Source organism: Clostridium sp. LS3 (genome assembly GCF_055330225.1).
Genome location: NZ_CM143921.1, coordinates 3,101,357 through 3,125,002 on the forward strand (window position 1 = coordinate 3,101,357; position 23,646 = coordinate 3,125,002).

Annotated in this window: 32 protein-coding genes and 1 other RNA gene; 3 read left to right on the plus strand and 30 right to left on the minus strand. The window is 29.3% G+C overall.

What is annotated here, in order from left to right:
• The first annotated feature begins 339 nt into the window (after positions 1-339).
• Positions 340-741: a bacteriohemerythrin gene (locus ACZJV1_RS14555; RefSeq protein WP_460286862.1), complete on the plus strand. Its 402-nt coding sequence runs from the start codon at positions 340-342 to the stop codon at positions 739-741.
• A gap of 81 nt (positions 742-822) precedes the next feature.
• On the opposite strand, the gene ACZJV1_RS14560 is transcribed toward ACZJV1_RS14555, so the two are convergent.
• The 26 genes from ACZJV1_RS14560 to ACZJV1_RS14685 form a co-directional block, all read right to left on the minus strand.
• Entirely contained in the window at positions 823-1,161 is a 339-nt protein-coding gene (locus ACZJV1_RS14560; RefSeq protein ID WP_460286861.1) for a DUF1653 domain-containing protein, read from the minus strand.
• 10 nt (positions 1,162-1,171) lie between these two features.
• Positions 1,172-2,215, minus strand: a complete 1,044-nt coding sequence (locus ACZJV1_RS14565) for an NADH:flavin oxidoreductase/NADH oxidase (protein ID WP_460286860.1) — start codon at positions 2,213-2,215, stop codon at positions 1,172-1,174.
• Between the two features lie 236 nt (positions 2,216-2,451).
• On the minus strand, positions 2,452-2,820 hold the full coding sequence (locus ACZJV1_RS14570) for a phage holin family protein (protein ID WP_411168609.1): 369 nt from the start codon (positions 2,818-2,820) through the stop codon (positions 2,452-2,454).
• A 378-nt stretch (positions 2,821-3,198) separates the two neighbouring features.
• Positions 3,199-4,251: a peptidoglycan recognition protein family protein gene (locus tag ACZJV1_RS14575; RefSeq protein ID WP_463650596.1), complete on the minus strand. Its 1,053-nt coding sequence runs from the start codon at positions 4,249-4,251 to the stop codon at positions 3,199-3,201.
• A 35-nt stretch (positions 4,252-4,286) separates the two neighbouring features.
• A complete protein-coding gene (locus ACZJV1_RS14580; RefSeq protein ID WP_463650597.1) occupies positions 4,287-4,757 on the minus strand; it encodes a phage holin family protein in 471 nt (156 codons plus the stop codon).
• A 227-nt stretch (positions 4,758-4,984) separates the two neighbouring features.
• Complete coding sequence (locus ACZJV1_RS14585; protein ID WP_463650598.1) at positions 4,985-5,710, minus strand: hypothetical protein; 726 nt, start codon at positions 5,708-5,710, stop codon at positions 4,985-4,987.
• A 3-nt stretch (positions 5,711-5,713) separates the two neighbouring features.
• Complete coding sequence (locus ACZJV1_RS14590; RefSeq protein ID WP_463650599.1) at positions 5,714-6,205, minus strand: hypothetical protein; 492 nt, start codon at positions 6,203-6,205, stop codon at positions 5,714-5,716.
• A 1-nt stretch (position 6,206) separates the two neighbouring features.
• Positions 6,207-8,081: a BppU family phage baseplate upper protein gene (locus ACZJV1_RS14595; protein ID WP_463650600.1), complete on the minus strand. Its 1,875-nt coding sequence runs from the start codon at positions 8,079-8,081 to the stop codon at positions 6,207-6,209.
• A 31-nt stretch (positions 8,082-8,112) separates the two neighbouring features.
• On the minus strand, positions 8,113-8,337 hold the full coding sequence (locus tag ACZJV1_RS14600; protein WP_463650601.1) for a hypothetical protein: 225 nt from the start codon (positions 8,335-8,337) through the stop codon (positions 8,113-8,115).
• Positions 8,330-8,482, minus strand: a complete 153-nt coding sequence (locus tag ACZJV1_RS14605; RefSeq protein WP_463650602.1) for a hypothetical protein — start codon at positions 8,480-8,482, stop codon at positions 8,330-8,332. The genes ACZJV1_RS14600 and ACZJV1_RS14605 overlap by 8 nt, the downstream gene beginning before the upstream one ends.
• Positions 8,483-8,506: 24 nt before the next feature.
• Positions 8,507-10,648, minus strand: a complete 2,142-nt coding sequence (locus ACZJV1_RS14610) for a phage tail spike protein (RefSeq protein ID WP_463650603.1) — start codon at positions 10,646-10,648, stop codon at positions 8,507-8,509.
• A gap of 36 nt (positions 10,649-10,684) precedes the next feature.
• On the minus strand, positions 10,685-11,377 hold the full coding sequence (locus ACZJV1_RS14615) for a distal tail protein Dit (RefSeq protein ID WP_463650604.1): 693 nt from the start codon (positions 11,375-11,377) through the stop codon (positions 10,685-10,687).
• 10 nt (positions 11,378-11,387) lie between these two features.
• Positions 11,388-13,799 carry a hypothetical protein gene (locus ACZJV1_RS14620; RefSeq protein ID WP_463650605.1) on the minus strand — a complete coding sequence of 804 codons (2,412 nt, stop codon included), beginning with the start codon at positions 13,797-13,799 and terminating at the stop codon, positions 11,388-11,390.
• 72 nt (positions 13,800-13,871) lie between these two features.
• Positions 13,872-14,342: a hypothetical protein gene (locus tag ACZJV1_RS14625; RefSeq protein WP_463650606.1), complete on the minus strand. Its 471-nt coding sequence runs from the start codon at positions 14,340-14,342 to the stop codon at positions 13,872-13,874.
• Positions 14,343-14,419: 77 nt separating this feature from the next.
• Positions 14,420-14,581: a hypothetical protein gene (locus tag ACZJV1_RS14630; RefSeq protein WP_460287317.1), complete on the minus strand. Its 162-nt coding sequence runs from the start codon at positions 14,579-14,581 to the stop codon at positions 14,420-14,422.
• A 94-nt stretch (positions 14,582-14,675) separates the two neighbouring features.
• Complete coding sequence (locus ACZJV1_RS14635; RefSeq protein ID WP_463650607.1) at positions 14,676-15,080, minus strand: esterase; 405 nt, start codon at positions 15,078-15,080, stop codon at positions 14,676-14,678.
• Between the two features lie 9 nt (positions 15,081-15,089).
• On the minus strand, positions 15,090-15,644 hold the full coding sequence (locus ACZJV1_RS14640; protein ID WP_463650608.1) for a hypothetical protein: 555 nt from the start codon (positions 15,642-15,644) through the stop codon (positions 15,090-15,092).
• Between the two features lie 4 nt (positions 15,645-15,648).
• Positions 15,649-15,990, minus strand: coding sequence for a hypothetical protein (locus tag ACZJV1_RS14645; protein WP_463650609.1), 342 nt, complete (start codon positions 15,988-15,990; stop codon positions 15,649-15,651).
• A gap of 4 nt (positions 15,991-15,994) precedes the next feature.
• A complete protein-coding gene (locus tag ACZJV1_RS14650) occupies positions 15,995-16,342 on the minus strand; it encodes a hypothetical protein (protein ID WP_463650610.1) in 348 nt (115 codons plus the stop codon).
• Complete coding sequence (locus ACZJV1_RS14655) at positions 16,323-16,694, minus strand: hypothetical protein (RefSeq protein WP_463650611.1); 372 nt, start codon at positions 16,692-16,694, stop codon at positions 16,323-16,325. Before ACZJV1_RS14655 ends, ACZJV1_RS14650 begins: the two co-directional genes overlap by 20 nt.
• Positions 16,684-16,995: a hypothetical protein gene (locus ACZJV1_RS14660; protein ID WP_463650612.1), complete on the minus strand. Its 312-nt coding sequence runs from the start codon at positions 16,993-16,995 to the stop codon at positions 16,684-16,686. Before ACZJV1_RS14660 ends, ACZJV1_RS14655 begins: the two co-directional genes overlap by 11 nt.
• A gap of 2 nt (positions 16,996-16,997) precedes the next feature.
• Entirely contained in the window at positions 16,998-17,201 is a 204-nt protein-coding gene (locus tag ACZJV1_RS14665) for a DUF7210 family protein (protein WP_463650613.1), read from the minus strand.
• Positions 17,202-17,260: 59 nt separating this feature from the next.
• The gene (locus ACZJV1_RS14670) at positions 17,261-17,557 is read right to left on the minus strand and encodes a hypothetical protein (RefSeq protein ID WP_463650614.1); all 297 of its coding nucleotides are present in this window, start codon (positions 17,555-17,557) and stop codon (positions 17,261-17,263) included.
• 75 nt (positions 17,558-17,632) lie between these two features.
• Positions 17,633-17,779, minus strand: a complete 147-nt coding sequence (locus ACZJV1_RS14675; protein WP_463650615.1) for a hypothetical protein — start codon at positions 17,777-17,779, stop codon at positions 17,633-17,635.
• Between the two features lie 239 nt (positions 17,780-18,018).
• The gene (locus tag ACZJV1_RS14680) at positions 18,019-18,462 is read right to left on the minus strand and encodes an RNA polymerase subunit sigma (protein WP_463650616.1); all 444 of its coding nucleotides are present in this window, start codon (positions 18,460-18,462) and stop codon (positions 18,019-18,021) included.
• 46 nt (positions 18,463-18,508) lie between these two features.
• Positions 18,509-18,724, minus strand: coding sequence for a helix-turn-helix transcriptional regulator (locus tag ACZJV1_RS14685; protein ID WP_463650617.1), 216 nt, complete (start codon positions 18,722-18,724; stop codon positions 18,509-18,511).
• A 215-nt stretch (positions 18,725-18,939) separates the two neighbouring features.
• On the opposite strand from ACZJV1_RS14685, the gene ACZJV1_RS14690 reads away from it, so the two are divergent.
• Both ACZJV1_RS14690 and ACZJV1_RS14695 read left to right on the plus strand, forming a co-directional pair.
• A complete protein-coding gene (locus ACZJV1_RS14690) occupies positions 18,940-19,650 on the plus strand; it encodes a helix-turn-helix transcriptional regulator (protein ID WP_463650618.1) in 711 nt (236 codons plus the stop codon).
• Positions 19,651-19,660: 10 nt separating this feature from the next.
• Positions 19,661-20,125 (plus strand): ImmA/IrrE family metallo-endopeptidase, encoded by a 465-nt coding sequence (locus ACZJV1_RS14695; RefSeq protein ID WP_463650619.1) that lies wholly within the window; start codon positions 19,661-19,663, stop codon positions 20,123-20,125.
• Between the two features lie 52 nt (positions 20,126-20,177).
• Here the strand turns inward: ACZJV1_RS14695 and rnpB are convergent.
• The 4 genes from rnpB to rpoD all read right to left on the minus strand — a co-directional run bounded on the left by rnpB (position 20,178) and on the right by rpoD (position 23,633).
• Positions 20,178-20,519, minus strand: an RNA gene (gene rnpB, locus ACZJV1_RS14700) — RNase P RNA component class A.
• Between the two features lie 463 nt (positions 20,520-20,982).
• On the minus strand, positions 20,983-21,774 hold the full coding sequence (locus ACZJV1_RS14705) for a Nif3-like dinuclear metal center hexameric protein (RefSeq protein ID WP_463650620.1): 792 nt from the start codon (positions 21,772-21,774) through the stop codon (positions 20,983-20,985).
• Positions 21,775-21,786: 12 nt separating this feature from the next.
• Positions 21,787-22,479 carry a tRNA (adenine(22)-N(1))-methyltransferase gene (locus ACZJV1_RS14710; protein ID WP_463650621.1) on the minus strand — a complete coding sequence of 231 codons (693 nt, stop codon included), beginning with the start codon at positions 22,477-22,479 and terminating at the stop codon, positions 21,787-21,789.
• A gap of 41 nt (positions 22,480-22,520) precedes the next feature.
• Positions 22,521-23,633, minus strand: a complete 1,113-nt coding sequence (rpoD, locus tag ACZJV1_RS14715; RefSeq protein WP_460286839.1) for an RNA polymerase sigma factor RpoD — start codon at positions 23,631-23,633, stop codon at positions 22,521-22,523.
• Positions 23,634-23,646 lie beyond the last annotated feature (13 nt).

Genomic DNA, 23,646 nt, shown 5'->3' on the forward strand with positions numbered 1-23,646 from the left:
AAAAGTCTTTATGTATTTAAACCATTTTATTACTTATATTCATAATATATACTCATAAAACTCAATAGTCAATGTAATCAATTAAATTTTTACTAATTTTTTCTTATTTTTTACTTTAGATTTACCATTTCTTCCTTTGACACAATTTATACACAAAATCTATATCTTCTTATTAATGACTATTTCAATATTATGTATATTAAATAATTAAATTTTTGTTATTCTTATAGTGAATTAAAGATTAATTATTCCACTATTTTCTAGTTTATTATTGTTTATTTCCTGTACCAAAGTTATAATAGTTTTATATTTCATTATTGTAGAAGGGGGAGCTATAAAATGGGATCTTGGTCTGATAAATACTCTGTAAACATAGAAATTATTGATGAGCAACATAAAGAATTATTTAATATCCTTGATAATTGCTATGAACTATTATTAAAAAATAAAGATGATGATAAGTATGATAAAATCATTACTATACTTGAAGAGTTGAAAAATTATACAATTTATCATTTTAAGACAGAAGAAGAATTTATGAAGAAAAATGGATACTCTAAGTTTCTATCTCACAAATTTGCTCATGATGCATTTATAGAACAGATTAATGGATTTGATTTATATTCTATAGATAGCGATCAAAAAAAGTCTATTAATGACCTTTTAGATATTGTTTCTAATTGGATAAAATTTCATATATTAGAAACAGATAAGAATATACATAAATATTTAAAAGTTTAATAAACAAATAGAAAACCAATAATCTAATTATATATTATTGGTTTTCTATTTGTTTATTTTATATTTTCTAGTTTATTTTTATTAATATTTAAATAATTCAAATCTATATTTTTGACTAACCTCAGGATATTTTTCTTTATCAACTTCACTTAAAAACATATCAATAGGTCTTGCATATATCCCCTTGTCATCATAAAGAGCTTTATATAACACTAACTCTTTAGAATCATCAGTTAAGTGAAAATATAAGTCATCCATCTTATATATAGTTATTATTGAGTTTAGTTCTGTATGAAAAGCCTGCAGCTTTATTGCTTCTTTAATATGATCTTCATTTTCTATTAGCTTACTAACTCCAATAACGGCATAATAGTTACTTTTAAAATGCTTATAAATTGCTGGACATTGCAACTCTCTCATTTTATTCTCCTTATTTATTTTGTATACTTCTTGGAAATCCTAATAAATATTGTTTAGGTATGTTACTTTCCTTATTTAATTTAACTGCAGCTTGTAGTGTCCAATAAGGATTTCTAAACATTGCTCTTCCTATAGCTACAAGATCTGCTTCTTCATTTCCAATTACAGCATTAGCAATTTCAGGTTCATCTAACTTTCCAACTGCAATAACTTCTGTATTTAATGCTTCCTTAATAGCTCTTGCTAAAGGAACTTGATATGCGGCATGAGTACCAGGCTTTCCAGCAGAAGCTATTGGCCCTTCACCACCTGCGCTAATATGAAAAATATCTGCTCCTGATTTTTGATATTCTTTAGAAATCTCTATACCTGTTTCAATTTCATATCCACCTTCAACGTATTCTTTTCCTGAAACACGCATAATTAATGGCATATTCTCTGGCATTTCACTTTTTGCTGCTTTAATTACATCTACTCCAAACTTAGTTAAATCTTTTCCATATTCATCATTTCTTTTATTAGTCAATGGTGAATGGAATTGATGTATTAAGTATCCATGAGCTCCGTGAATTTCTATGGCATCAAATCCAGCCTTAACAGCACGTTTAACTGCTAATCTAAACTTTTCAATAATTTCCTTAACCTCATTTGTAGATAATTCTCTTGGAGTTTTACATTTATCATCAAAAGGAATTGGTGATGGTGCAACTGGAACTTCGGCATCAGTTGCCTTTCTACCTGCATGAGCAATTTGAATTGCCACTTTTGCTCCATATTTATGACATTCATCCACTATTCTTTTTAATGGTTCTATTTGCTCATCACACCACAATCCTAAGTCATAATCACTAATACGTCCATCTGGCTCAACATCTGTCATTTCAATAATTATTAACCCTGTGCCTCCTATAGCCCTACTTACATAATGCATATAATGCCATTCAGTAGCTACTCCATCCTTTTTTTCTACTGAATATTGGCACATAGGTGGAAAAACTATTCTATTTTTTAATTCAAGTCCCTTTAATTTATATGGTGTAAATAAATCTTTCATCTAAATGTCTCCTTTCATTAATAGCTAATTTATCTTTAGTATAGAAAACATAAACTAATAAAACAAGTAGGCACTTTTAAGTTAGTATATATAATTGATTTTTATATTTTAAGCTATTCTATGAAATCTCCAAAAACCCTTATTAGAATATTAAAGGGTTAAGATAAAGCTATCTTAACCCTTTAATGCTTTTTTATAGTTATCTATTAGCATCGTTTATGTTTTACTAAATTGTATTACATAACTCTCTTTGGGAATATTGCATCTAGTACTCCTATAACTAAAGCTGCTATTATTGCTCCGAATATAGATACCCTCATATTAGGTACAAGGAATTGTGCTACATATAATATTATAGCAGCAATAACAAATCCTTTTAATCCTTTTCCAAAAGGAGAAGCATCAACTCCCATAAATGATTCTACCAAATAATCTAATACAGTTATTACTACTGCTGCTAATAGATATGACCATAATCCATTAATACTAAATCCTGGAGTGAAGAAAGAGGTTAATCCTAAAACAATTGCTACAATTATTAATCTTCCTATCCAGCCTAAAATACTACCATTTTTATTTTCTTTTACATTGTCACTTTGTCCCATAAGAATTCCTCCTTTGTAACATTTCATTGGTTACATATAGTATTCTCTTAAATCCAAAAAATATTTAAAAAATAAACAAAATTTTTTAAAAATAAAATATTAATATATTCTGTTTTAACTTAATTTTTTAATTGACATAAAACTTGTCTTTGATTTATTATCTGTATAAGTAGTTAATTATTTTGCCAGGTAGAATTTTAATACATACTGCTTTTCTACCTGGTGTTATTTATGTAAGATTTAATTTGTAATTATTTTTCATTGATATATAAATAATTACAAATTTTCAATTTAAAATAATTTCATTTTTTAAGTCATTAATAAAAAAATTAAAAAAGGTAGCATCTAGAATATTACTTCTAAATGCTACCTTTAAAATTAATACATTGAATATGAAGTTATTAAGTTATCCTCATCATCTGAAGCGTAAATATTAATAATTCCAAAAGTTTCAGTTTTTATAGTATAAACATCATTTTGTGGATTACCTAATATTTCATATGATAAGCCACCATATCTTGAGGGTGCTAAAAATCCTACTTCATTTCCTGTTATAGGAGCAACATTTGTAGGATATACTCTCCAACTGTTTACTTTATGATTAAGATTTATATATTGCTTATTACTTTGCTGTGGTTTCTCCTGTTGCAGATTAGATGCTCCCTTACTATAAAATTCACTGTCACCATCTTTAGGTACGTATATATTTACTATACCAAAAGATTTAGTTTTAATTGTATAAACATCTTTTTGAGGATTTCCAAATATTTTATATTCTAATCCTCCGTAATTTGAAGGTGCTAGAGTCCCACACTCATTTCCTATTGTAGGCTCAACATTTGTAGCATATACATTCCATTTATTCATGTGTGGTTTTAAAAATAAATATTGTTCTATTTCAGATGGTTGTGGTTTTGATTCAGGTTGAATAGGCGGTATATTGTTGCTACTTAATCCACCTAGTTCAGCTTGTACCATATTTAAAAACCTTTGCCATCCCATATCTAATGTTCTATGAGGACAATATTTGCCACTAAAGTCCTGATGTTTTCTAATTTTAGAAATTCCCCATCCATATTGTTTTAATAATGCTGCTACTTCTTTAGATGCTCTTTGCTCTGCCTTTATAAACCTGTCTCCACCTGATTTTGAGTAACAAATTTCTATTGCTATATAATTTCTGTTACCTTCACCACTCCCCCCATCTCCTGCATGCCAGGTATTTCTATTAAGTGGTATAGCTTGTATTGCTTCAATATCATCTATTGCAATATGGAATGATACTTCCATGTCATTAGATTTCATGTAGTTGATTTCATTCTGTGCTGGCGCATCATTAGCTGTGTTATGAATACATACTCCTTTTGGTACCATAGTGTAAGAACACTTAACCTCATATTTGTCGCTTGATATTAATTGTTGCTTTAACATTTTTAAATTACTCCTTAATTTTAAAAGAAGCAAGATTACTCCTGCTCCTTAATATTATCTACAATTTTATTTCCTTGACCTTCAACTACTATCTTAAGCCTACTTACTAGACTTTTTAAAAATCCAGGCATAGGTACATCCATTCTAATTAGATTTTCTAATATAGAAATACATTCATTAACTATAAGCCATATAGCAACTAATAATCCAAAAAAAGTGGTTAACGGAATACTAACTCCTATTTTTTCAGCAACATTAATTATTATCCAATCTGAGATCATGGCTACTGCTACAACTACAGCATACATTGCTTTCTTAATAACTCCCCATATTCCTTCTCTACTATTTATTTCTCCTAGATATCTTGCTTTTAACATCCCTGTTAAGTAATCTCCTATCATTGCTCCTAAAAGCATTAATACCACTGGTAGTAGAATCCCTAACCTAGCTGACAGATAAGCTATAACGGTGCTAATTGTTAATTTAATAAAACTTTCTTCTTCCATTTCTCTTACCTTCTTCTTTCAAATTAAAAAGAACTTACGATTCTAAGCTCTTTTATTGACAAAATACTTGTCTATACTCTCTTATTCTTTTATATATTTACTATTATCTATACTTATATCATTATTTACTATAGTCACTAAAGATAACATAACATCTTTGATTTTTATTCTTATTTGTATTTAAGAGTATTAATTTGGAATACCCTATAAAATATTTATTTTATTCATTATTTTATATAAGCTATAGCTTTAATTCCTTTTGATGTTTTTATCCTAATTGGAGAAGCATAACTATCACTAGGATTGACCAATGAAAAAGCCCCTACTCCCTTTGTAGTTCCAATCCTTATTGCTGGGTAAGCTATTGTATTTAGGGTAAAAAATGGTAATTCTCTTATTCCTTGAGGAGAGTTTACTTTCATACTACCTAAAGGAGTGTTTGCTATTACTTCATGGTCATAAGTTATATCTACATAGATATAAGCTATTCTTGCCCCATTTTGCCCGTTAGTACTAATTGACAATTTAAAGGTTTTATCGAAATCAGATACCTTCCAAGGGGTTTTGTCATCTGGATTAGTATTCCAATTCATTCCAGAAGCTAATGCCCATACCGCTTCTTTCCCAGTACCAGTACTTACCAAACTACTCCCTTTAGAACTAGCTAATTCCATTTCATGAGAGTAGAAATATGGTGAATCATAAGTAGCTGCATACATATAAAACTTGCATGACTGTATTGCTCCATTGCTACCTATGGCTGCCAAAATTTCAGAACTACTAAACTTAACAAAAACTTCTCCATAAACATAAGTCATACTAGACCCTCTATCAACATATAAATAACTACTATTAGACATATCTCTTAATATATCAACGAAAGATGATCCAATTGGATATCTAGGCATATTACCACTAGGGGCTTCGCTAATATAAAATCTTTGTGTTGGCATTATCTACACCCCCTCACTATATATTTTACTTCTACCTTTCTCATTTTTTAATTCCTTTAATTGACGAAAATATTTCATTACAGTATATTTAAAAGTTTCTTCTATTATAAACTCATTTACTTTTATTTTTATAGCTGACACTGTATATTCTAATGTCTCATTTATTGCATTTATCTCATCATTCAAATCTCTTTCAGAAAAAACTATAAACTCATCGGAATACATAACCATAGAATCTTTATATGTGATTATATTACTAATTTTAAATACTGCTTCATGGTCTATAACATGGCTACTTTTCCATTCTGGTTGTTCTCCCCAGTGGTCTCCATCAATAAAGTAGATATAATATTCTGGAAATTTTTCATTCCATGTATCTACTATAATTTCTCCATATGATGATAGACTTCTTACATATGAGGTGATAGTATCTATTTCTAAATCACAGTAATTTTTCGTTATATTCTTATCTACTATTCTCTTATAATCTTCCATATTACAAATCCGTCCTCAACCACATATATCCATTAGCTGGAGTTGCTGGGTCACTTGTTCTAGTATCTATTGTACTCTGAGTTAGAGCATTTAGTTTGGTTTTATCTGCTGCCGCCATTAGTCCATTAGCACTTGTTGTAGCAACTGCTGTCCCAGCCTTTCCATTCCAGTTAGTTTTTTCTGTATCTGTTACAAATCTATTGTTTGCATCTTGTGCAATTATTGATGGTGGATGTGTAGTTGGATGAGTATAATTATTTGCATTAACTGCTACGCCATCTAATTTGGTTTTTAAGGCATTGGTAAATGCAACTTCTGTAGCATTTAAAACACTTACATTGCTATGATTATGTCTTTTACTTATTGCATCATTAGCTACTACTGATAAGTTATCATCATCAATTTTAGAACTACTATTATTAATTAAATTTACTATAGTTGCTCCATCAATATCTTCACTATTACCCATGTCTTCTGGTGCTGGAATCCAGTCCATTTCGTTAGATGAGTTGTATAAAGCCCACTCTTTAATTTCTATTGTTCCATTTATACTATTATCATTTCTTGTATCAAAAGCGTATAATAATACCTCTGGGTTATCTGCTGATGCTTGTGTGGTAATTTTGCATAATTGAAAATCAGAAGTTGCAGACATATTTTTTTCAACATTTTTGATAGTAGTTGCTCCATTTTTTGATACTGCTCTAAATCTAAATGGTATTGTTGATTTTATCCAAACCAAAAATGTTAAATAATCATCTTTTTTGATATTTACCTTTAGAGCACTTCCTCCAATCCAAGTACAAGCTGTTACTGTATTTCCTATGTCATATTTTACATGATATTTTGAAATAACTGTTTTTGTTGTGTTTGTAGTTGAAGATAATTGCCATTTTTCCCCTATCATTAGATTTCTAGGAGAAGCTTGTTTCATAACTCCGCCACCATTAATTAAATCATTTAAATCATCTCTAACAGTTTCAGCTTGTGTTGTTGCTGTTTTTAATTCTGGGGTTAAAGCATCTGCTCTGTCATTTTGTGCTTTTAAATTCGTAGTATTTGTAGGTGCTTTATCATTTTGTGCCTTTAAATTGGCAATATTTGCAGTAGCTTTGGTATTTTCATTTCCAAGGTTTGTAATATTAGGAGTAGCTTTATCACTCTCAGCCTTTAAATTTGTGGTGTTTGTGATTGCTTTTTCACTTTCTGATTTTAAATTGTTTGTATTAGTTACAGCATTTGCATTTTCTGTTTTTAAAGTATTTATGTTTGTAGTAGCCTTTGTATTCTCAGAACTTAAGCTGGAAATATTAGTTGTTGCTTTTGTATTTTCATCCTTCAAGCTATTTATATTCGTTGTAGCCTTTGTATTTTCTGCTTTTAATCCACTTATATTAGTTTCAGTCCTAGTATTTTCTGTTTTCAATCCATCAGTATTTGTAACTGCATTAACATTTTCAACTTTTATTGCTTCAAGTTTTTCTTTTAATTCTTCTAAAGTTGTTATTCCATTAGCGCTTTCAACCGCTTTATTTATTACACTAGCAACCACTTCTAAACCAAAAGAAAAAGTAGTATTTTGCTTACTACTGTCTGTTAAAACTATCTCTATAAGTGTTTTACCTGGTACTCTTGTAAAATCTCTAATTAAACTTGCGGTGATTTTATTTCCAGATTTACTTATATTATTATTTTGTACACTAAAAGTGTTATCTGCTTTTCTAGCTTGTATTGTAGCACTAGAATTGGCTAAATCTTTATTGACTCCATTCTCAAAAATATTTGCTTCAAGTGTCAAATCATCATTTTGCTTACATTTAGCTATAATGTAATTATCTTTACTTGTATCTAACTTAACAACTATTTTACTAGCCATACCTTATCACTCCTCACACGCTAACCTATAATTAATCACTATTAGTTTCACCTTCATTTCCTGTTACTTTTAATATGTTGTTATATGAATTAGTTAGCTCTATTTTTTCTTGTCTTTTTACATCTAGCATTATATCTGCTAATATTCCACTTATAAGAAAGGCTGGTAAACCATATTCCATAGTAACCTCACTTAATGCAGTATTTAACTTACCTCTAACATTTTCTAACTTCACATTTAAAGGAGTATCATTCATCTTCTTTCACCTCGCTGTATAAACAAATTCTTTCTGCTCTTTCTTCTTCTGTTTCATGTATGTTATAAAAATTACTAGGTTTTGGTTGCTTTGGTGGTTTAAACACATACTCTCCCTCGGTAATTACGTAATTCTCATACTCCATATTTATCACCTCAATATTAAATATTTATTTTCCCCATGTGCCATCTATCAGTATTCCGTTCCTGAACACTAAAGTAGAATCATTATACCAATAGGTTGCAATTCCATTAGCATTCATTGATGTTACTTGAGTAAATCTTAAAGTCCCACTTATTCCTCCCCCTTCAAATTGTACATTTCTTAAATAATAGTTATGCATATCAATATCGCATCCAGCATGTAATTTTCCTGAGCTATAATCTCCAACTGCCTTATTTGCATATGACCACATCATAGTATAGGTTGAATCTGTAGAATATTTCTTGATCGCCCAAGTCATATAACCTCCATCTGCTTCTAAATCAAAAACAATTCCTTTTATAGATGTATTATCAGTATATTGATTAGTTCCTATCTTACCTAAATAGTATCCATCTCTCCAAAAATGATTTCCATTTGCGTTAAAAACTGCTCTCTTTTTAGAATCATCTACGTCACCATTATAAATACTAAGTCCACCATTTTCGAATTGAACGTAATTAGAATTTTTATTCCAAGCTATCTTAACCGAATAGGCATTTTGTTCTATTTTGGTACTGAATTCATTATTACTTACCTTGGTACTTAATTTATTATCTACAGATGAATTAGTTGCCAAATCCTTTCTGCTTAAGTCTATGTCGAAATTATTTCCATCATATATAATTTTATTTCCAAAGTTAAAAGTACCATTCTCCATGTTAATCCATGTAGAACCGTTAGCACTCGATAATAAACCTGTCTTAATCAAGGCTGCATTTAATTCTCCTGTAAGTATGCAGCTAGCATTAATCTTACCATCAATTGTTATTGCCAGTTCATATGGTCCATTATAACCTCTTTGTGAAAATGCAATACCATTTTTATTCATCCTAATAACATTAATAGCACTTTCAACCTGCTGAGAGTCCATTATTAGGATTTCATTTTTTCTAGCAACTACATATGAATTTTTAATACCTGCAGTTATTAATTCAGCTGCTTCCTTCATTGATTTATCTAGTATGTCTTGCCATGAATTACCGCCTAGTTGTTCAACTACCTTATCAATTACTTTCCCAACTTTACTAATATCTTTAAATAAATTATTCCTTGCATCTCCAAGATCTATATCAATATACCTATTTCTAATATTATCATACCTATTAGCAACCATCTTTAACTTAACTTTAAATCCATAATCCTCTAAATTTGCTGTTAATATATCACCTTGAAAAATACGTTCATTAAGTTCATCACCTTTATATTGGTCTGTGCTCTCTAGAGCTGCAATATTTATTCTTAACGAACATGTAGGCTTGTCAATATTCTGTACATTAAATAAATCATCACAAGCTTTCCTAATAGCCTCATATACCTCTTCTAAAGTTTCATATCCTTCTTCGCTATGATTATTTTTACTATATTTATATTTGATGTTGTCAAACTTAAATTCTCTTATCTTTGGATGTGGATAGTTATTAACTAACGGGGAATAATAAACACCTTCTGGTAATGTTAATCCATCATAAGTAATAGCATTAATCCCTGTACAAACAGCTTCTTCATCAATGTCACCATCATAACCAATAACATTTTTACCTATTGATATTTCTACCCCTCTATCTTGTCCTATAGCCTCATTCATTGATATGTTAAAATTATCTAATACTAAGCAACCGCCCCATCTTTCTACAAAGGTATTATCTTTATTTCTACTAATAAGAGCTTCAAAACCATTCTTTCTAACTATTCTAGCACTAGCAACTCTATCAATATTAGAACTAAGATTATATTTGTGAGGATATACAGTGCCATTAGATATTTGTTGCATTGCCGCCCTACCAGACTTTTGAACAATATTTATATCTTGAATGAAATTATCATTAAAATCATATCCTATAGCATGGCCTGCAATAGATATATATTTTCTATTCTTTTTGTTTATCTTTAATATTCTGAAAAGTTGGCTACCTTTTTCTGTTGGAACTTGTATTATTAACCCTTCTTTAATTGTTTCTGACTTATCAAAGTCCTTTTCAAACTTAGCTTGTATCACCCACTTATTTTCTTCACTCCAATCTGTGTATGAAGAAATAACAATATCATCTAATACCTCAATTCCATCATGTAAAAAATCTGTTTCATCCTTTTTGAATATCTTTATCATATAATCTAATACCTCCTTTCTAGCAAAAAAGAGATACTACATTAAGTATCTCCAATTTGGAATAATTTCAATTTTTGTTATATTTCCATCCCAAGTGATGTTATTTTCACCTTTTTTTAATGTCGGATAGTTACCAACCTTTTTATCATTTTGCCTTACAATATCTTTATATGTCCTTAATTTAACTGTATCTATAGTTATATATTCTTTAACATCTTTCAATATTATTTGTTCATCTCCAACGAACAAATTAACAGTACCATTGCCATAAACAGTTATTTTAGGTTTAGTATAATAAGTTCCATTGTTATAAATTATAGTATTTTTCTTTGTAACTATCACTGGATTATTATTTAGCGCATAACCAAAAGGCTGACATTTAAAAGTAATTTCAAACTCATACAATTCATTTTCTATTATTTCTTTTAATGGAATCTCACTAATAATTTTATAATAATAAAATCTATCAGGAGCATTAGAAAATATAACTGTTCCACTATTCTTAAGAAACTCAACTAGTGTATCATACGTATTTCCTTCATAATATAATTTGCATTTTTTTATAATAGGCTCATACGTTCCATCACTAATAGTTAAATTACCATCTAATCCAATAACTTCCACTTCTTCAATTCTCTCTTTTGGAATAGATATAGAAGGTAATTCAACAACTACTATATTATTATTTAAAGAACTTTCATTATTTAAGATAATATAATCATCTTCCATAAGTTACCTCCTATACTGTTCTTAAATTCTTAAATTCTGATATTTCTTCTATTAACTCTCTTACATCTGCTACTCCTTCAACAATAACATCACCAAAAGAATTATTAGTATTACCTGTTTGCTTTATTGCTAACTCTATCTTATCCTTTAAACCTTCTATAGCCTTTACTACAGATTCAAGTCCGTACTTAAATTCATTTAAATTACCGCTTTGATTGTTCATGCCTTTAAGTATCTCCTTTGTCTGTCTAGCATTATAAACTTTCTCACCACCTGAAAAATTAATTAACTGTCTATTTGTTGCTAATGATAATACACCACTTCTGCTCTCTATTAATTCTGGTCCGTATTCTGCTACACTTGCTATTCCTGGCATCGCGTTTTCAGTACCTGTAGCTAACATAGTAGAGCCATTCCAATATTTTCTCCCATTTTCATCCGTAACTACACCAACAACTACATTTGCTCCAAATATATTTTTTATCCTACTTTGAACGCTATCAATAGTTCCATTATCAGTTACTGTAATAATTGCTTTTTTACCATCAGTATTTCTAACTTCTTGTTGTGTTTTTTTCATACTTTCGATAACTTTTGCTGTATTATCCCCTATATTTATAGGATTACCATTAGTTGTAAGTATAGCATTAACTAATTTCCCATTCTCATCTATAACTTCACCCAAACTACCAATCATTTTACCACTTTCATTAGTTATTGTACCTGAAGCATTTATATAAGCATCTCCTATAATTAAACAATTAACTAAAATACCTTCTTGCGTTTGTTGCCAAGCTGCAACCTCGTCTTGTAATAAAGCTGCATCATTCTCTGTCATTGAGCCAATATTCATGGTGTTTAAATCATATACACCTAAAAGCTGTTTAGTAGTTTCATCTACTTTTACATAAATGTCATCATAAGTAGCTGTAATAGTATTATACATTCTTTGGTATCCACTATCAGTAATTTTATTAAGACTATCGTAACGCTCTGTAGCTGTAACTAATTCCTGGTAATATTTAACATCCTTTTCATCTAATATTTCGCCATTAAATTTATTTATCATATCATAAGCTTCTTTATTATGTCTTTCAAGACAATCTAAAGATGAATTATAATAACCTTCTTGTTGCTCTACTAAAGTATTATAAGAATCATCATATAATTCCTTGGTTTCTTGAACTCTTTTTTTTTCTTCCTCACTCATATCCTCCAAACCTTGTTCTGCTTGAGCCTTAAGAACTTCTATTTCAATTTTTTTTTGTTGTAATATCTCGTCAGCTTGTTTTCTTTTTTCCATTAACAATTTACTAGCTGCTTCTGCATCCATCCCAACAACTTGAGTTTCAAACTCTTTTTGAACATATAATAACTCTTCATTATTCTTAGTTTTAGCTAATAACTCTATTTGTTTAATTTGAGCAAATCTGTTTTCTATAGCAGTTATCTCTTCTGGATATAACGTTCTACCTTCTTCAAATGCCTTTAACTCAATAGCATTAATCTCATCTTGAAGCCTTTTAGCTTCTTCTTTTTCTTTATTTCCTCGAGATTCCCACCAACTAATTATATTTCTTTCCTCTTCGCTAATAATTCCATCAGTAGCAAATAATTCAGCCATAGTACTATTCATTTCTAGTGTTTTAGTATCAATAGCTTTTATAGCACTATCCACAGCCCCTGATACTCTTCCATCTAAAGCTGTCTTTTCCGCTTCATCAAATACACCGTCAAAATTTATTTCATTTAATGCAAAGTTAAAATCTAAAATTTCTTTTCTCATCCCAATAACAGAATCTTTAAATCCATCAGATATATTTTCACTAAATTCTTTATAAACAATACCCTGTTTTTCTAATTCTTCTCTTGATTTAAGTTGAACCCCCATCAATGAAGCCATTACTCTTTCCATATGTGAATATTCTTCTTTAGACTTAATTAAACTTGAATTTAAAACATCATTTGCTTCATGCCACACATAGAATCCAGCTCCTACAGCCGCAATGGGTATCGCAACTGAACTTAATGTTAAACCAAGTCCTCCGAGAGCTGAATTAACCCCATTAACAACTGGAACTAAGTTACCTACTTCAGTAACTAACTTACCTGAAGCACTTATTACTGGACCAGCTGCTTGTGCTAAATTAACACCAAGTGAATTTACTTTAGCTAAACCAGTTTCATAATCCATAGCGAATTTTGTTACCGTCTCTCCTGCACCTACAATCGGAGCAGTAAAACCCCTAGTCATCATTTTACCTACACTTGTCATAGAATTGCCCAATGCTTGAATTCTACTGCCAGCACTTTCACTACTATCTAAAAAAGTTGTTAATTCTTGATATGCACTTTTAATTCCTGCAGAATATGAGCTTTTATCAAGTGTTAGGTAAGCAACCACTTGCCCTGCATTTATCATATACTCACCCCCTTGCTTTAAAATTGGACATAAAAAAGAACTCTTGAATATCAAGAATTCTTTTTTTAAATTTTATTTATCTTTGAATATAATTAAGTATAAAACTTCTTCGTTCTCACCAATATACCAGGCCTGATTTAGACTATCTTTAAGCTCATAATAGATACTATCTCCTTTTTGATAAGTATGTTCGCCACCTATATTCTGAATTCTAAGATACACCCTATGAGATGTATTGTTTATTGTAACAAATCTCATTTCATAAACATCTATTGTAGTATCTTTAATTTCTCCGTTAGCATCCTTCATCTTTATAGTTATCGGTATTAATCCACTTTCTATTCTACCAGATATATACTGAACCTTACCTTCTTCATTTGTTATGATATCTTTAATATTTGCTAGCTCTTCTTTACTTTCTTCTAGAGTTAACTTTTCCTGTACAATAACTTCACTCGGTTTTGGTTCATTAGGTTTAGATTGACAACCATAAAATTGAAATAATGAAATAATGAATATAATAGTAACTAATAACTTTTTCATAAGCACTACACCTCTAATTATAATATTTACTAATATTATAGCTATATTCCGGTATATTTACCATATTTTAATAAAAATTATATAAATCTCCTTAATTTTGCTTGCATTTCTTCTATTAACTCACTATTGTTATATGCATTTGACTTTTGTTTGACTACATCATTCCATCGTGGTTCTTTTATCCATGATTCCTTTAAATATACCTTACCATTTTCATTTACTTCTTTAGTAGTTTTCATAGATAAAATATATTCACAAGCTTCATCAAAGCAAAAAGCCAAGTGAGTATTATTAATTTCAACAATCTCACTAGGCCTTTGCTTGTATTTTTCACTAATTCTTAGTATTCTTAGAATCTTGCTGCTTTGTACGAAAGGATATTAAGGATTGCACTCCGTTTTGAGTAAAATTAAATATCTCAACTAATTGTAGATCCGTAAGCTCCAATCCTATTTCTTTCAACTCATCATAACTAGGTCTCACCATAGCAGCTTTTGCTACTCTGTTGAATATTTCATTTTTTTCTTTCATACTAACTATATCTTTAGGTGATGATGGCCCATGGAATAATATATGGGCTGCATTTAATAATGGGTTATTTATATCTCCACCAGCTACCAGGCCTAATAATGATGGTCTTTTTAATTTACATACAAAAGGCTCTTCACTCCAGCCAACTAATTCTATTTCTTGTCCCTCTGATATTTTTTTTAATTCATCTAAACTTGTTACTGCCATAATATCCTCCTAAACTGGTAATGTATCTAAAAACTTTAAATCATAAGGTGCTTGTCCTTTTGGTACTCTACTAGCAATAGTGTACTGTGGCGCCATAAATTCACCATCTTTGAAATTAAAGGATACAGGTTTTCCTTTACAACCAGGGAATAAGAAACATTGATATCCAAGTGTTTCACCATCAGCTTCCTTTTCTTCTGTATAGACTTTTAATGTAAATCTTATTCTATTTACTACAGTACCTACAACTGGCGGTTTATACCCTGTAACTTTGTCAGATTCTTTTGTTAATGTACCACCATCAACTATCGCAAGTACTTCTGGAACCATAGTAACTTGCTTCATGGTAATATCTGAACCATATTGAAGATTTTCTGTTTTATTTGTTGCAAGTATCTTATTTTTAACTCTTAATATTGTTTCTAGTCCTTCTGATACTACAGGAGCATATGTTGCTTCATCTGCTGTGTCAAACCTATATATTTTTGGTGTTTCCTCCTCTGTTACAATTTCTACTCTTACGATGTTTACCAGAGTTTTTTCTGTTATTTTTTCAGTTGACATATTATCATTCCTCCAATTTTTTACTAATTTCATATAAAACAGAAAATGTTAATGCTTTCTTATCATCATCAGTAACTATTCCTGTTTCATTTCCTACATATCTAAGTTTATTAAATTCTTTAATGTACCTCTTAACCTCTTTTTTAAAAGACTCGCATTGAGTAAATCTATTTTGAGGTACAAAAAAAAGAAGGTCAATATAAGCTTTACCGGTCTTTCCGTTTAGGCTATTTGTTCCATTATCTTTTAGAACTAGATACCTGCTTGTACATTCACCTTTATGTTGTCCAATAAAATATACGTCAATTCCTTTTTCTTTTAAAAAATCATATAATTTTAAAATCAATTCATCACTTCCAAATCACTTTTGCCCAACCTTTTAATATATCAGCACTAAGTTTTTGAATTGTTGGCCATAATATTGCAAATTTCTTTTCCGTTGCAAGTTCTAAATATTTAAAATGTGGTGTATTTCCCCTTATTTGAATTTCTATTAAGTTTCCCTTTACCTCTACATTATAATTCATTGTTTGCCTTGAATTTCCTGTCTCATCTGTCCACTTAGCATTTTGTTTTGCATCGTTTATCATTTTTGTTCCCGCTAAATCTCCATATATCTCTGAAGATTTTGAAACCTTCTCATCTAATTCAGTTAATCCTTTAAATATTCCACTTGCATCAAATTTTAATCCGCTCATTTTCTTCTACCTGCATGTCAAAATATATTTCAAACTCTTCTCCTTGTTCTAGAACTTTATAACATTTTTCTTTATATATAATATAATCTCCATTCTTTACAAGTTTAGAGTTTTCATTATAATCTACGAGAAATTTTTTTTGTGCTTTACTACTAACTTCCCCTTTATCCTTTATTACAACAGTAACCTCACTTGAAGTTGACGAGTATAATACTCCTTTTAAAAAAGTTATTCTATCATACCCTTCAAGCTCCTTATAAGAATTTAATCTTTCTCTATAAACTTCAATGTCATAAGGCATTAATTCTATAGCTTGAATTACTTTTTTCTTAATGTATTCTTTATCTATCAATTTCATCACTCCTACTCATAGAAGTTTTATATCCAATAATATTAGAATTTGATGTAGATATAGCTTTTGAATCATATTCCCTAGATAGATTAATCCAATAATCTGCTCCTGATCCTTCAATTTCTATCGGGCCTACTTTGATTTTTTTATCTCCATCAGCCTTCATTAAACTAAGCGTAGAAGCTGTTGCATATACATCACCATTATTATCATTAAGCATTAGATTTAGTTCATCATCAGAAAAGTACGGGTATTTTTTCTCTTGAAGTAAGAGTTTTAATAATTGAATTGATTCAACCATGTTTACTCACCCTCTCTATCCATTGGACCCTCACTATTTTTATCTGTATCACTATCTAAATTATCTATAGCTTTTGCAAACCCTCTTAAGACAAGCTCTTTTGCATCCTCTTTTCTAACTTTTATTTCTTTTCCTTCTACATATTGAACTCTATCATAAGTAATATTTACTAATGCTTTAATTTTATATAATTTTGGTTTTGCCATTTAAAATTCCACCTTTCATAATAAGAAATATACAGGATACAATAGTATCCTTATTACTATTAACTTACTGTCGCAAAGAAACATTCATCAATTCTTTCAAATGATGACATACAAATTGGGGAAACCTTTGTTTCTACTGTAACTGGATCTGCTTTTGGCATTGCTGTTATAGCAATACCTGTTCTAACTCTTTGCGTATCTAAGTTTCCGGTACCATATATTTTATCAGCCTCTTCAGGTGTTGTACCATATACTGATTCACCTACAGTACCTTCTAGTAATAACGTTAACTTATCATCTTCATAATAATTAATTGTATCTCTGGCCTCATTTAAGCATTGTCCTGCAACAATCAAGTTAAGTTTTTCTTTTAAGTAGTTTTTAACTAATTGATCTGTAATTATTACATTGTTGAGACCCTTTTTTTGACGTTACATCTGCATTTCAGCAGGCTCTTGATTAATGCTATATACATCGGACTCATCACTTAAATAATTTATATTTACTTTAATGATATTATATATAGCACTATGGTATGGACATGTCATTATGAAACTTCTAATTGAATCTACAATCATCCACTACCTCCAGAGAATATAAGTATTTAATAACTTAATTATTCTCAATTAATTTTTATAATATTTAGTTTTTAAATAGCTAATGAAGTTTATTATCAACTTTTTTCATATAATCACCTCCTTTAAATAGAAAGAGACACTTAAAGTAACTATGTACTAAGTGCCTCTTTTTATTATTTTCTACAATATCATTATAGCACCTATATTTTTCTAATATCTTATAACTTCCTTAGAAAATACTATAATTTTAATAAGATATTACAATTAATTAACTTTTTTAATGCTTCTGTCTTCAGTGTGGAGCAATATGTTTCTGCTAAACTTAAATCCATAGATATATATTTAATTTGGTTTTTATTAAAATAAAATTCTTTTATAATATAACTCTCTCTTTCATTTAACGTCCCTATAGTCTCATCTATTCTTTGTATTTGGATCTCCTTTAATCTTATTTTTCTTTTCATATCATTAATATCTTTTTCTCTTCTTACTATTTCATTTTCTACACTACTATTAAATTTATATGTCTTACTACTTTTTTCACCATATCCTATGCTACCTGCACCCATATAATCATTTTCTAAGATTTCTAAATCTAAATACATATTCTTTATTTCAATTTTTATTTTCTTATAGTTGTATAAAATTTCTTCAAGTATTTTTATATTCTCTTTCATCTTCATAAATTTCTCCTTAATAATGTATTTCTTTTCTAGTATTAAAACTATTTTATTCTCCGAAAATATCCTTTTCAGAAATCTTAAATGCTTGTGAAATAGCTCTTCTGCTATTTTTGCGTGGATAAACTTGTCCACATTCCCAAGTCCAAAAAGCCTTTTGTACTGTAAAACATTTTTCAGCAGCCTCAGATTGAGACCAACCGTTTATAACTCTTAATACTTGTATTTTCTTATACCATGGTAACCCCTTTATTAACTCTCCCAATTCTAAATCCTCCTATAAGTTAATTTTTTAATTCCCTTTACTATTAAATCTTACGTATATAGAACGTAAATGTCGATTCTTATTTCACGTCTTTTTTCCCTTTATTTCATAAATATCCTATTATATGTCTATTTCCCTCAAACTTACATATATTATTTGACAAAATGACGTAAAAGACGTATAATTATATTATAAATTAGAAAGGTACGTGTAGTATGAGTAGTAAATTAGGATTAAAAATCAAAAAATTAAGAAGTGAACTAAGTTTGGAGAATGGGAAAAAATTTACTCAATCTGATTTAGCTAAAGCCCTTAATATATCTAGATCCTACTTAGGTGATATAGAAAGTGGTAGAACTATTCCTAATAATAACTTATTAAAGAAAATAGCAACTTTTTTTGAAATTGATATTTCAGTTCTTACTAATCTAGAGGATATGAATAAAACCGAAGAAAGTAATAAAATTATAGATATAAAAGATGATAAAAAATCTGATAAAAATACATCTCATTTAGAAAGTTTAAATCTTGCTTCTTTGATAGATAGTTTATTAAGATTAAATAATAGTTTACCCGCTAAATTAATTAGAGATAATATAAATAAACTATCAGAATATGAAGAATTAGAATTTAAAAAATTAAATGACTTACCTTTAAATAAGCTTTCTTTAGATTCTAATATTATTAAGTCTAATTATATTGATTCTTATTATGACTTATTAACAAAAAAAATATTGTTATTATTAGATTTAGAAGTAAGAAAATTAGAGGAATTATTAGATCTTAAGCAAGATGATAGGATAAAAAATAATTCTATTAATGATTCTTCCCCAATAGCAGCTCATGATAAAAATGGTAACTTCTCTAAGGAAGATTATATTCATGATGAAAATATAATGAATAATGATGATTTCTGGAATAATTAATGGTGGTTTTATGGATTATGAATATTTACTAAAAGAAGCTGATAATTTAGGTGTAATAGTTAAAGAAGCTAATTTAATCACTAAAGATGGGTACTGTAAGGGAATTAGAATTGCTATTAATAAAAAACTAGTTACTAACAAAGAAAAAAAATGTATTCTAGCTGAGGAGCTAGGACATTACCATAAAACAGTTGGAAATATAACTGATCAAAGTAAAATAAATAACAGGAAGCAAGAAATAATTGCAAGAAGATGGGGATATGAAAAGCTAATTAGCATAGAGGATTTAATTACTTGCTATAAGAAAGGAATTCCTAATAAATATGAAATAGCAGAATTTTTTGATGTAACTGAAGAATTTTTAAATGAATCTCTATCCTATTATAGAGATAAATATGGAGCATACTACAGAATTGATAAATATATTATTAGCTTCGATCCTTTATGGATAATAGAAAAATTTGAGGACTTTTAAAGTTTTATCTAAAAAAAAGAAAAACACTAGGCATCAACCTAGTGTTTTCCATGTTACGAGATAAGCCGTAAGCGGAGTTCTGTATTAAGCAATCATCTATCTAGGCCTATTGTTGCCAATAAGCTCAAGCGGTACACCCGGAAACGGAGCGGGCAACCCCTAAATGTTTCCCTATTCGACCTTGCTCCAGGTGGGGTTTACATAGCCATCATGTCACCATGATGCTGGTGAGCTCTTACCTCGCCTTTCCACCCTTACCTAAAAATTAGGCGGTATCTCTCTGTTGCACTTTCCTTCAAGTCGCCTTGACTGGACGTTATCCAGCACCCTGCCCTATGGAGCTCCGACTTTCCTCTCCTAGATCTAGTCTAGCAGCGATTGCATGTCTTACTCGCAAAAACTATATTACCATAACTTAATTAATAACGCAAATGATATTTTTTACAAATTAAACAAATTGTAGTACTAATATTAACATTCCTAGTATTACCCAAGAATAAAACCCTAATCCTGAAAATAGGAGAGTTACTACAATAAGTACATATATACATATTCTAGCTCCACGATTACAGCACCGTGGTCTAATTACAACTCCTCCATTAAATTTTTTTACTATTCCATCACATAAATCTTTAAAGCTATTTTGAAAGACTTTGGTCCACGATTTACTTTTTCCTCTATGATATGATTTACCCATACTTCATCTCCAAAATAATATTCTTATTATCTATTATATGATTGTAATATTAAGTTTGTGTATATAAAAAAATTTCCAAGGTTCTATATGACTGCAATTTTTTCTAAAAATTTATCCATAATTTATTTATTTCTATAATTTAATACAAAGTAAAAAATCCTTACACAAATGTGTAAGGATCTTCACTTTTATTTGATATTATAATTTCTATATCTGATAATTTATTATTTAATTTTTCCATTACTGATAAAAATACAATCCATTCTGATGAAAAATGACCTGTATCTATTATCGATACTCCCATTTCCTTATAATCAGATACATAATGATATGTAGTATCTCCTGTTATTATACAATCTGCACCTTTTTTATAAGCTGTTTCAAAAAAGCTAGAGCCACTTCCATTTATAATAGCTATATTTTTTATCTTTTTACAACCTTTAACTAATTTTAAAGATTTTATATTTAGTTTTTCTTTTATATTTTTTATTAATTCTTCTATTTCTATTTCATTTTCTAATCTAACAATTCTTCCTAATCCCTCATTATTATTTCTAGCCTTTCTATTTGTTTCTATAAGCTCTTTAGAATCATATCCTAATATATTTACTATAGTTTCATTAAGACCTTCTTCTGCAGAGTCTAAATTAGTATGACTAGAATATAAGCTTATATCATTTTTTATAAGTTCTATTATCTTTTTACCTATTAAAGTATCAGTAGTTATACTACTAGGCTTTTTAAATATAAGAGGATGGTGAGTTATTACTAAATCAGCTTTTTTCTCTTTTGCTTCTTCTATTACATCTAAGGTGCAATCTAAGGCTAAAAGTATTTTTTTTACTGATTTTTCTTTATCTCCTACCATAAGGCCTACATTATCAAAATCTTCTTTTAATGTAACAGGAGCAAACTCTTCCATTATATTTATAATATCTTTAACTTTCTTCATATATCATCTTCCTTATAGAAAATTAATCATATTTGAAATTACATCTATCTTTTCATTTACTAATTTTCTTCTTTCACTTGCATTAACTGTACTTTCAGTTATAAATCCAAGTATCTTTTTATAGTTTTCTACTTTTGAAATTAAATATTCCTTCATTAAAGGATGCTTACTCATAAGGAATTTAGGGCTTACTTCATAGTATATTGAATCTAATTTAGTAGCTTCCCCTTCCTTTCTTCTTGCTTTAAAAAGTTCATAATATATATTATCATCTAAACAAAGATCTTCGCTTATTATTTCATAATTATTATTATAAAGATATTCTCTTAACACTTCAGGATTTTGTGCTGGTTGAAGTATTAAATAGCTCATATCATTTACTTTTTCAATATGTGCCTCAAGTATATCTCTAATTAAATTTCCTCCCATACCAGCAATAACAGTAACATCAACTTCACCTTGACCTAAAACTGCAAGTCCATCACCTAACCTAAATTCTAGTTCATCTCCCATTCCTTCTAATATAGCATTTAGTTTTGCCTTATCTAATGGCTCTTTATTTATATCTACTGCAATAGCTTTGCTGCAAACTCCATTTTTTAATGCATATAAAGGAATATAACCATGATCTGTTCCTATATCTGCTAAAACTGATGTGTTTTCAATATTTTTAACTATAAAATTTAATCTTTCGCTTAGTTCCATATTTCTTCTCCTTGCTAAATTAAAATTAGCACCTCTTGGTGCTAATCTAAATAATCCTTTAATTTTTTACTTCTTGAAGGATGTCTTAATTTTCTAAGAGCCTTTGCTTCTATTTGTCTTATTCTTTCTCTTGTAACATTAAACTCTTTACCAACTTCTTCAAGGGTTCTTGCTCTACCATCATCTAATCCAAATCTTAATCTTAATACTTTTTCTTCTCTAGGTGTTAAAGTATCTAATACATTTATTAATTGTTCTTTAAGCATTGTAAATGCAGCTGCTTCTGCTGGTGCTAAAGCATCATCATCAGGTATAAAGTCTCCAAGATGTGAATCTTCTTCTTCACCTATTGGAGTTTCTAGAGATACTGGTTCTTGAGCTATTTTTTGGATTTCTCTCACCTTATCTACAGGTAAATCCATAACTTTTGAAATTTCTTCTGGGAAAGGATCTCTTCCTAACTCTTGTAACAATTGTCTTTGAACTCTTATTAGCTTATTTATAGTTTCTACCATATGAACAGGTATTCTAATAGTTCTTGCTTGGTCAGCAATTGCTCTAGTTATCGCCTGTCTTATCCACCATGTAGCATAAGTAGAAAACTTAAATCCTTTTCTATAATCAAACTTTTCTACAGCTTTTATAAGTCCTAAATTTCCTTCTTGTATAAGGTCTAAAAATAACATTCCTCTTCCAACATACCTTTTAGCAATACTTACAACAAGTCTTAAATTTGCTTCAGCTAATTTTTTCTTAGCTCTTTGATCCCCTTGTTCTATTCTATTAGCTAACTCTATTTCTTCTTCTGAGGATAATAAAGGAACTTTTCCAATTTCTTTTAAGTACATTCTTACTGGGTCATCTATAGCAATACCTTCTGGAATAGTTAAATCTAATTCTAACTCTTCTTCAACTGCATCGGCGCCATTAGCATCACCTATAACCTCTATTCCCATTGACTCTAACACTTCATAAATTTTCTCTATTTGTTCTGGACTCAAATCGATATGTTCAACTTCATCCATTATTTCCTTATATGTTAAAGTACCACTCTTCTTTCCTTTATCTAGTAGATTTTTAACTATATTCATTTTGCTATTTTTGTCCTCATTATCTTTTTTAACTTGTTTAGCTTTTGTTTTTTCATCTACCATTTTGTTACCTCCT

What these genes read in the sequence shown, in the direction of transcription:
- ACZJV1_RS14625 (WP_463650606.1), bottom strand. Translation starts at nt 14,342, where the DNA reads ATGAAAAAGTTATTAGTTACTATTATATTCATTATTTCATTATTTCAA.
- ACZJV1_RS14640 (WP_463650608.1), bottom strand. Translation starts at nt 15,644, where the DNA reads ATGTCAACTGAAAAAATAACAGAAAAAACTCTGGTAAACATCGTAAGA.
- ACZJV1_RS14635 (WP_463650607.1), bottom strand. Translation starts at nt 15,080, where the DNA reads ATGGCAGTAACAAGTTTAGATGAATTAAAAAAAATATCAGAGGGACAA.
- ACZJV1_RS14575 (WP_463650596.1), bottom strand. Translation starts at nt 4,251, where the DNA reads ATGTTAAAGCAACAATTAATATCAAGCGACAAATATGAGGTTAAGTGT.
- ACZJV1_RS14585 (WP_463650598.1), bottom strand. Translation starts at nt 5,710, where the DNA reads ATGCCAACACAAAGATTTTATATTAGCGAAGCCCCTAGTGGTAATATG.
- ACZJV1_RS14695 (WP_463650619.1), top strand. Translation starts at nt 19,661, where the DNA reads ATGGATTATGAATATTTACTAAAAGAAGCTGATAATTTAGGTGTAATA.
- ACZJV1_RS14620 (WP_463650605.1), bottom strand. Translation starts at nt 13,799, where the DNA reads ATGATAAATGCAGGGCAAGTGGTTGCTTACCTAACACTTGATAAAAGC.
- rpoD (WP_460286839.1), bottom strand. Translation starts at nt 23,633, where the DNA reads ATGGTAGATGAAAAAACAAAAGCTAAACAAGTTAAAAAAGATAATGAG.
- ACZJV1_RS14590 (WP_463650599.1), bottom strand. Translation starts at nt 6,205, where the DNA reads ATGGAAGATTATAAGAGAATAGTAGATAAGAATATAACGAAAAATTAC.
- ACZJV1_RS14615 (WP_463650604.1), bottom strand. Translation starts at nt 11,377, where the DNA reads ATGGAAGATGATTATATTATCTTAAATAATGAAAGTTCTTTAAATAAT.
- ACZJV1_RS14690 (WP_463650618.1), top strand. Translation starts at nt 18,940, where the DNA reads ATGAGTAGTAAATTAGGATTAAAAATCAAAAAATTAAGAAGTGAACTA.
- ACZJV1_RS14650 (WP_463650610.1), bottom strand. Translation starts at nt 16,342, where the DNA reads ATGAGCGGATTAAAATTTGATGCAAGTGGAATATTTAAAGGATTAACT.
- ACZJV1_RS14675 (WP_463650615.1), bottom strand. Translation starts at nt 17,779, where the DNA reads ATGATTGTAGATTCAATTAGAAGTTTCATAATGACATGTCCATACCAT.
- ACZJV1_RS14710 (WP_463650621.1), bottom strand. Translation starts at nt 22,479, where the DNA reads ATGGAACTAAGCGAAAGATTAAATTTTATAGTTAAAAATATTGAAAAC.
- ACZJV1_RS14630 (WP_460287317.1), bottom strand. Translation starts at nt 14,581, where the DNA reads ATGAAAACTACTAAAGAAGTAAATGAAAATGGTAAGGTATATTTAAAG.
- ACZJV1_RS14580 (WP_463650597.1), bottom strand. Translation starts at nt 4,757, where the DNA reads ATGGAAGAAGAAAGTTTTATTAAATTAACAATTAGCACCGTTATAGCT.
- ACZJV1_RS14560 (WP_460286861.1), bottom strand. Translation starts at nt 1,161, where the DNA reads ATGAGAGAGTTGCAATGTCCAGCAATTTATAAGCATTTTAAAAGTAAC.
- ACZJV1_RS14595 (WP_463650600.1), bottom strand. Translation starts at nt 8,081, where the DNA reads ATGGCTAGTAAAATAGTTGTTAAGTTAGATACAAGTAAAGATAATTAC.
- ACZJV1_RS14705 (WP_463650620.1), bottom strand. Translation starts at nt 21,774, where the DNA reads ATGAAGAAAGTTAAAGATATTATAAATATAATGGAAGAGTTTGCTCCT.
- ACZJV1_RS14680 (WP_463650616.1), bottom strand. Translation starts at nt 18,462, where the DNA reads ATGAAGATGAAAGAGAATATAAAAATACTTGAAGAAATTTTATACAAC.
- ACZJV1_RS14600 (WP_463650601.1), bottom strand. Translation starts at nt 8,337, where the DNA reads ATGAATGATACTCCTTTAAATGTGAAGTTAGAAAATGTTAGAGGTAAG.
- ACZJV1_RS14565 (WP_460286860.1), bottom strand. Translation starts at nt 2,215, where the DNA reads ATGAAAGATTTATTTACACCATATAAATTAAAGGGACTTGAATTAAAA.
- ACZJV1_RS14605 (WP_463650602.1), bottom strand. Translation starts at nt 8,482, where the DNA reads ATGGAGTATGAGAATTACGTAATTACCGAGGGAGAGTATGTGTTTAAA.
- ACZJV1_RS14665 (WP_463650613.1), bottom strand. Translation starts at nt 17,201, where the DNA reads ATGGCAAAACCAAAATTATATAAAATTAAAGCATTAGTAAATATTACT.
- ACZJV1_RS14570 (WP_411168609.1), bottom strand. Translation starts at nt 2,820, where the DNA reads ATGGGACAAAGTGACAATGTAAAAGAAAATAAAAATGGTAGTATTTTA.
- ACZJV1_RS14660 (WP_463650612.1), bottom strand. Translation starts at nt 16,995, where the DNA reads ATGGTTGAATCAATTCAATTATTAAAACTCTTACTTCAAGAGAAAAAA.
- ACZJV1_RS14555 (WP_460286862.1), top strand. Translation starts at nt 340, where the DNA reads ATGGGATCTTGGTCTGATAAATACTCTGTAAACATAGAAATTATTGAT.
- ACZJV1_RS14610 (WP_463650603.1), bottom strand. Translation starts at nt 10,648, where the DNA reads ATGATAAAGATATTCAAAAAGGATGAAACAGATTTTTTACATGATGGA.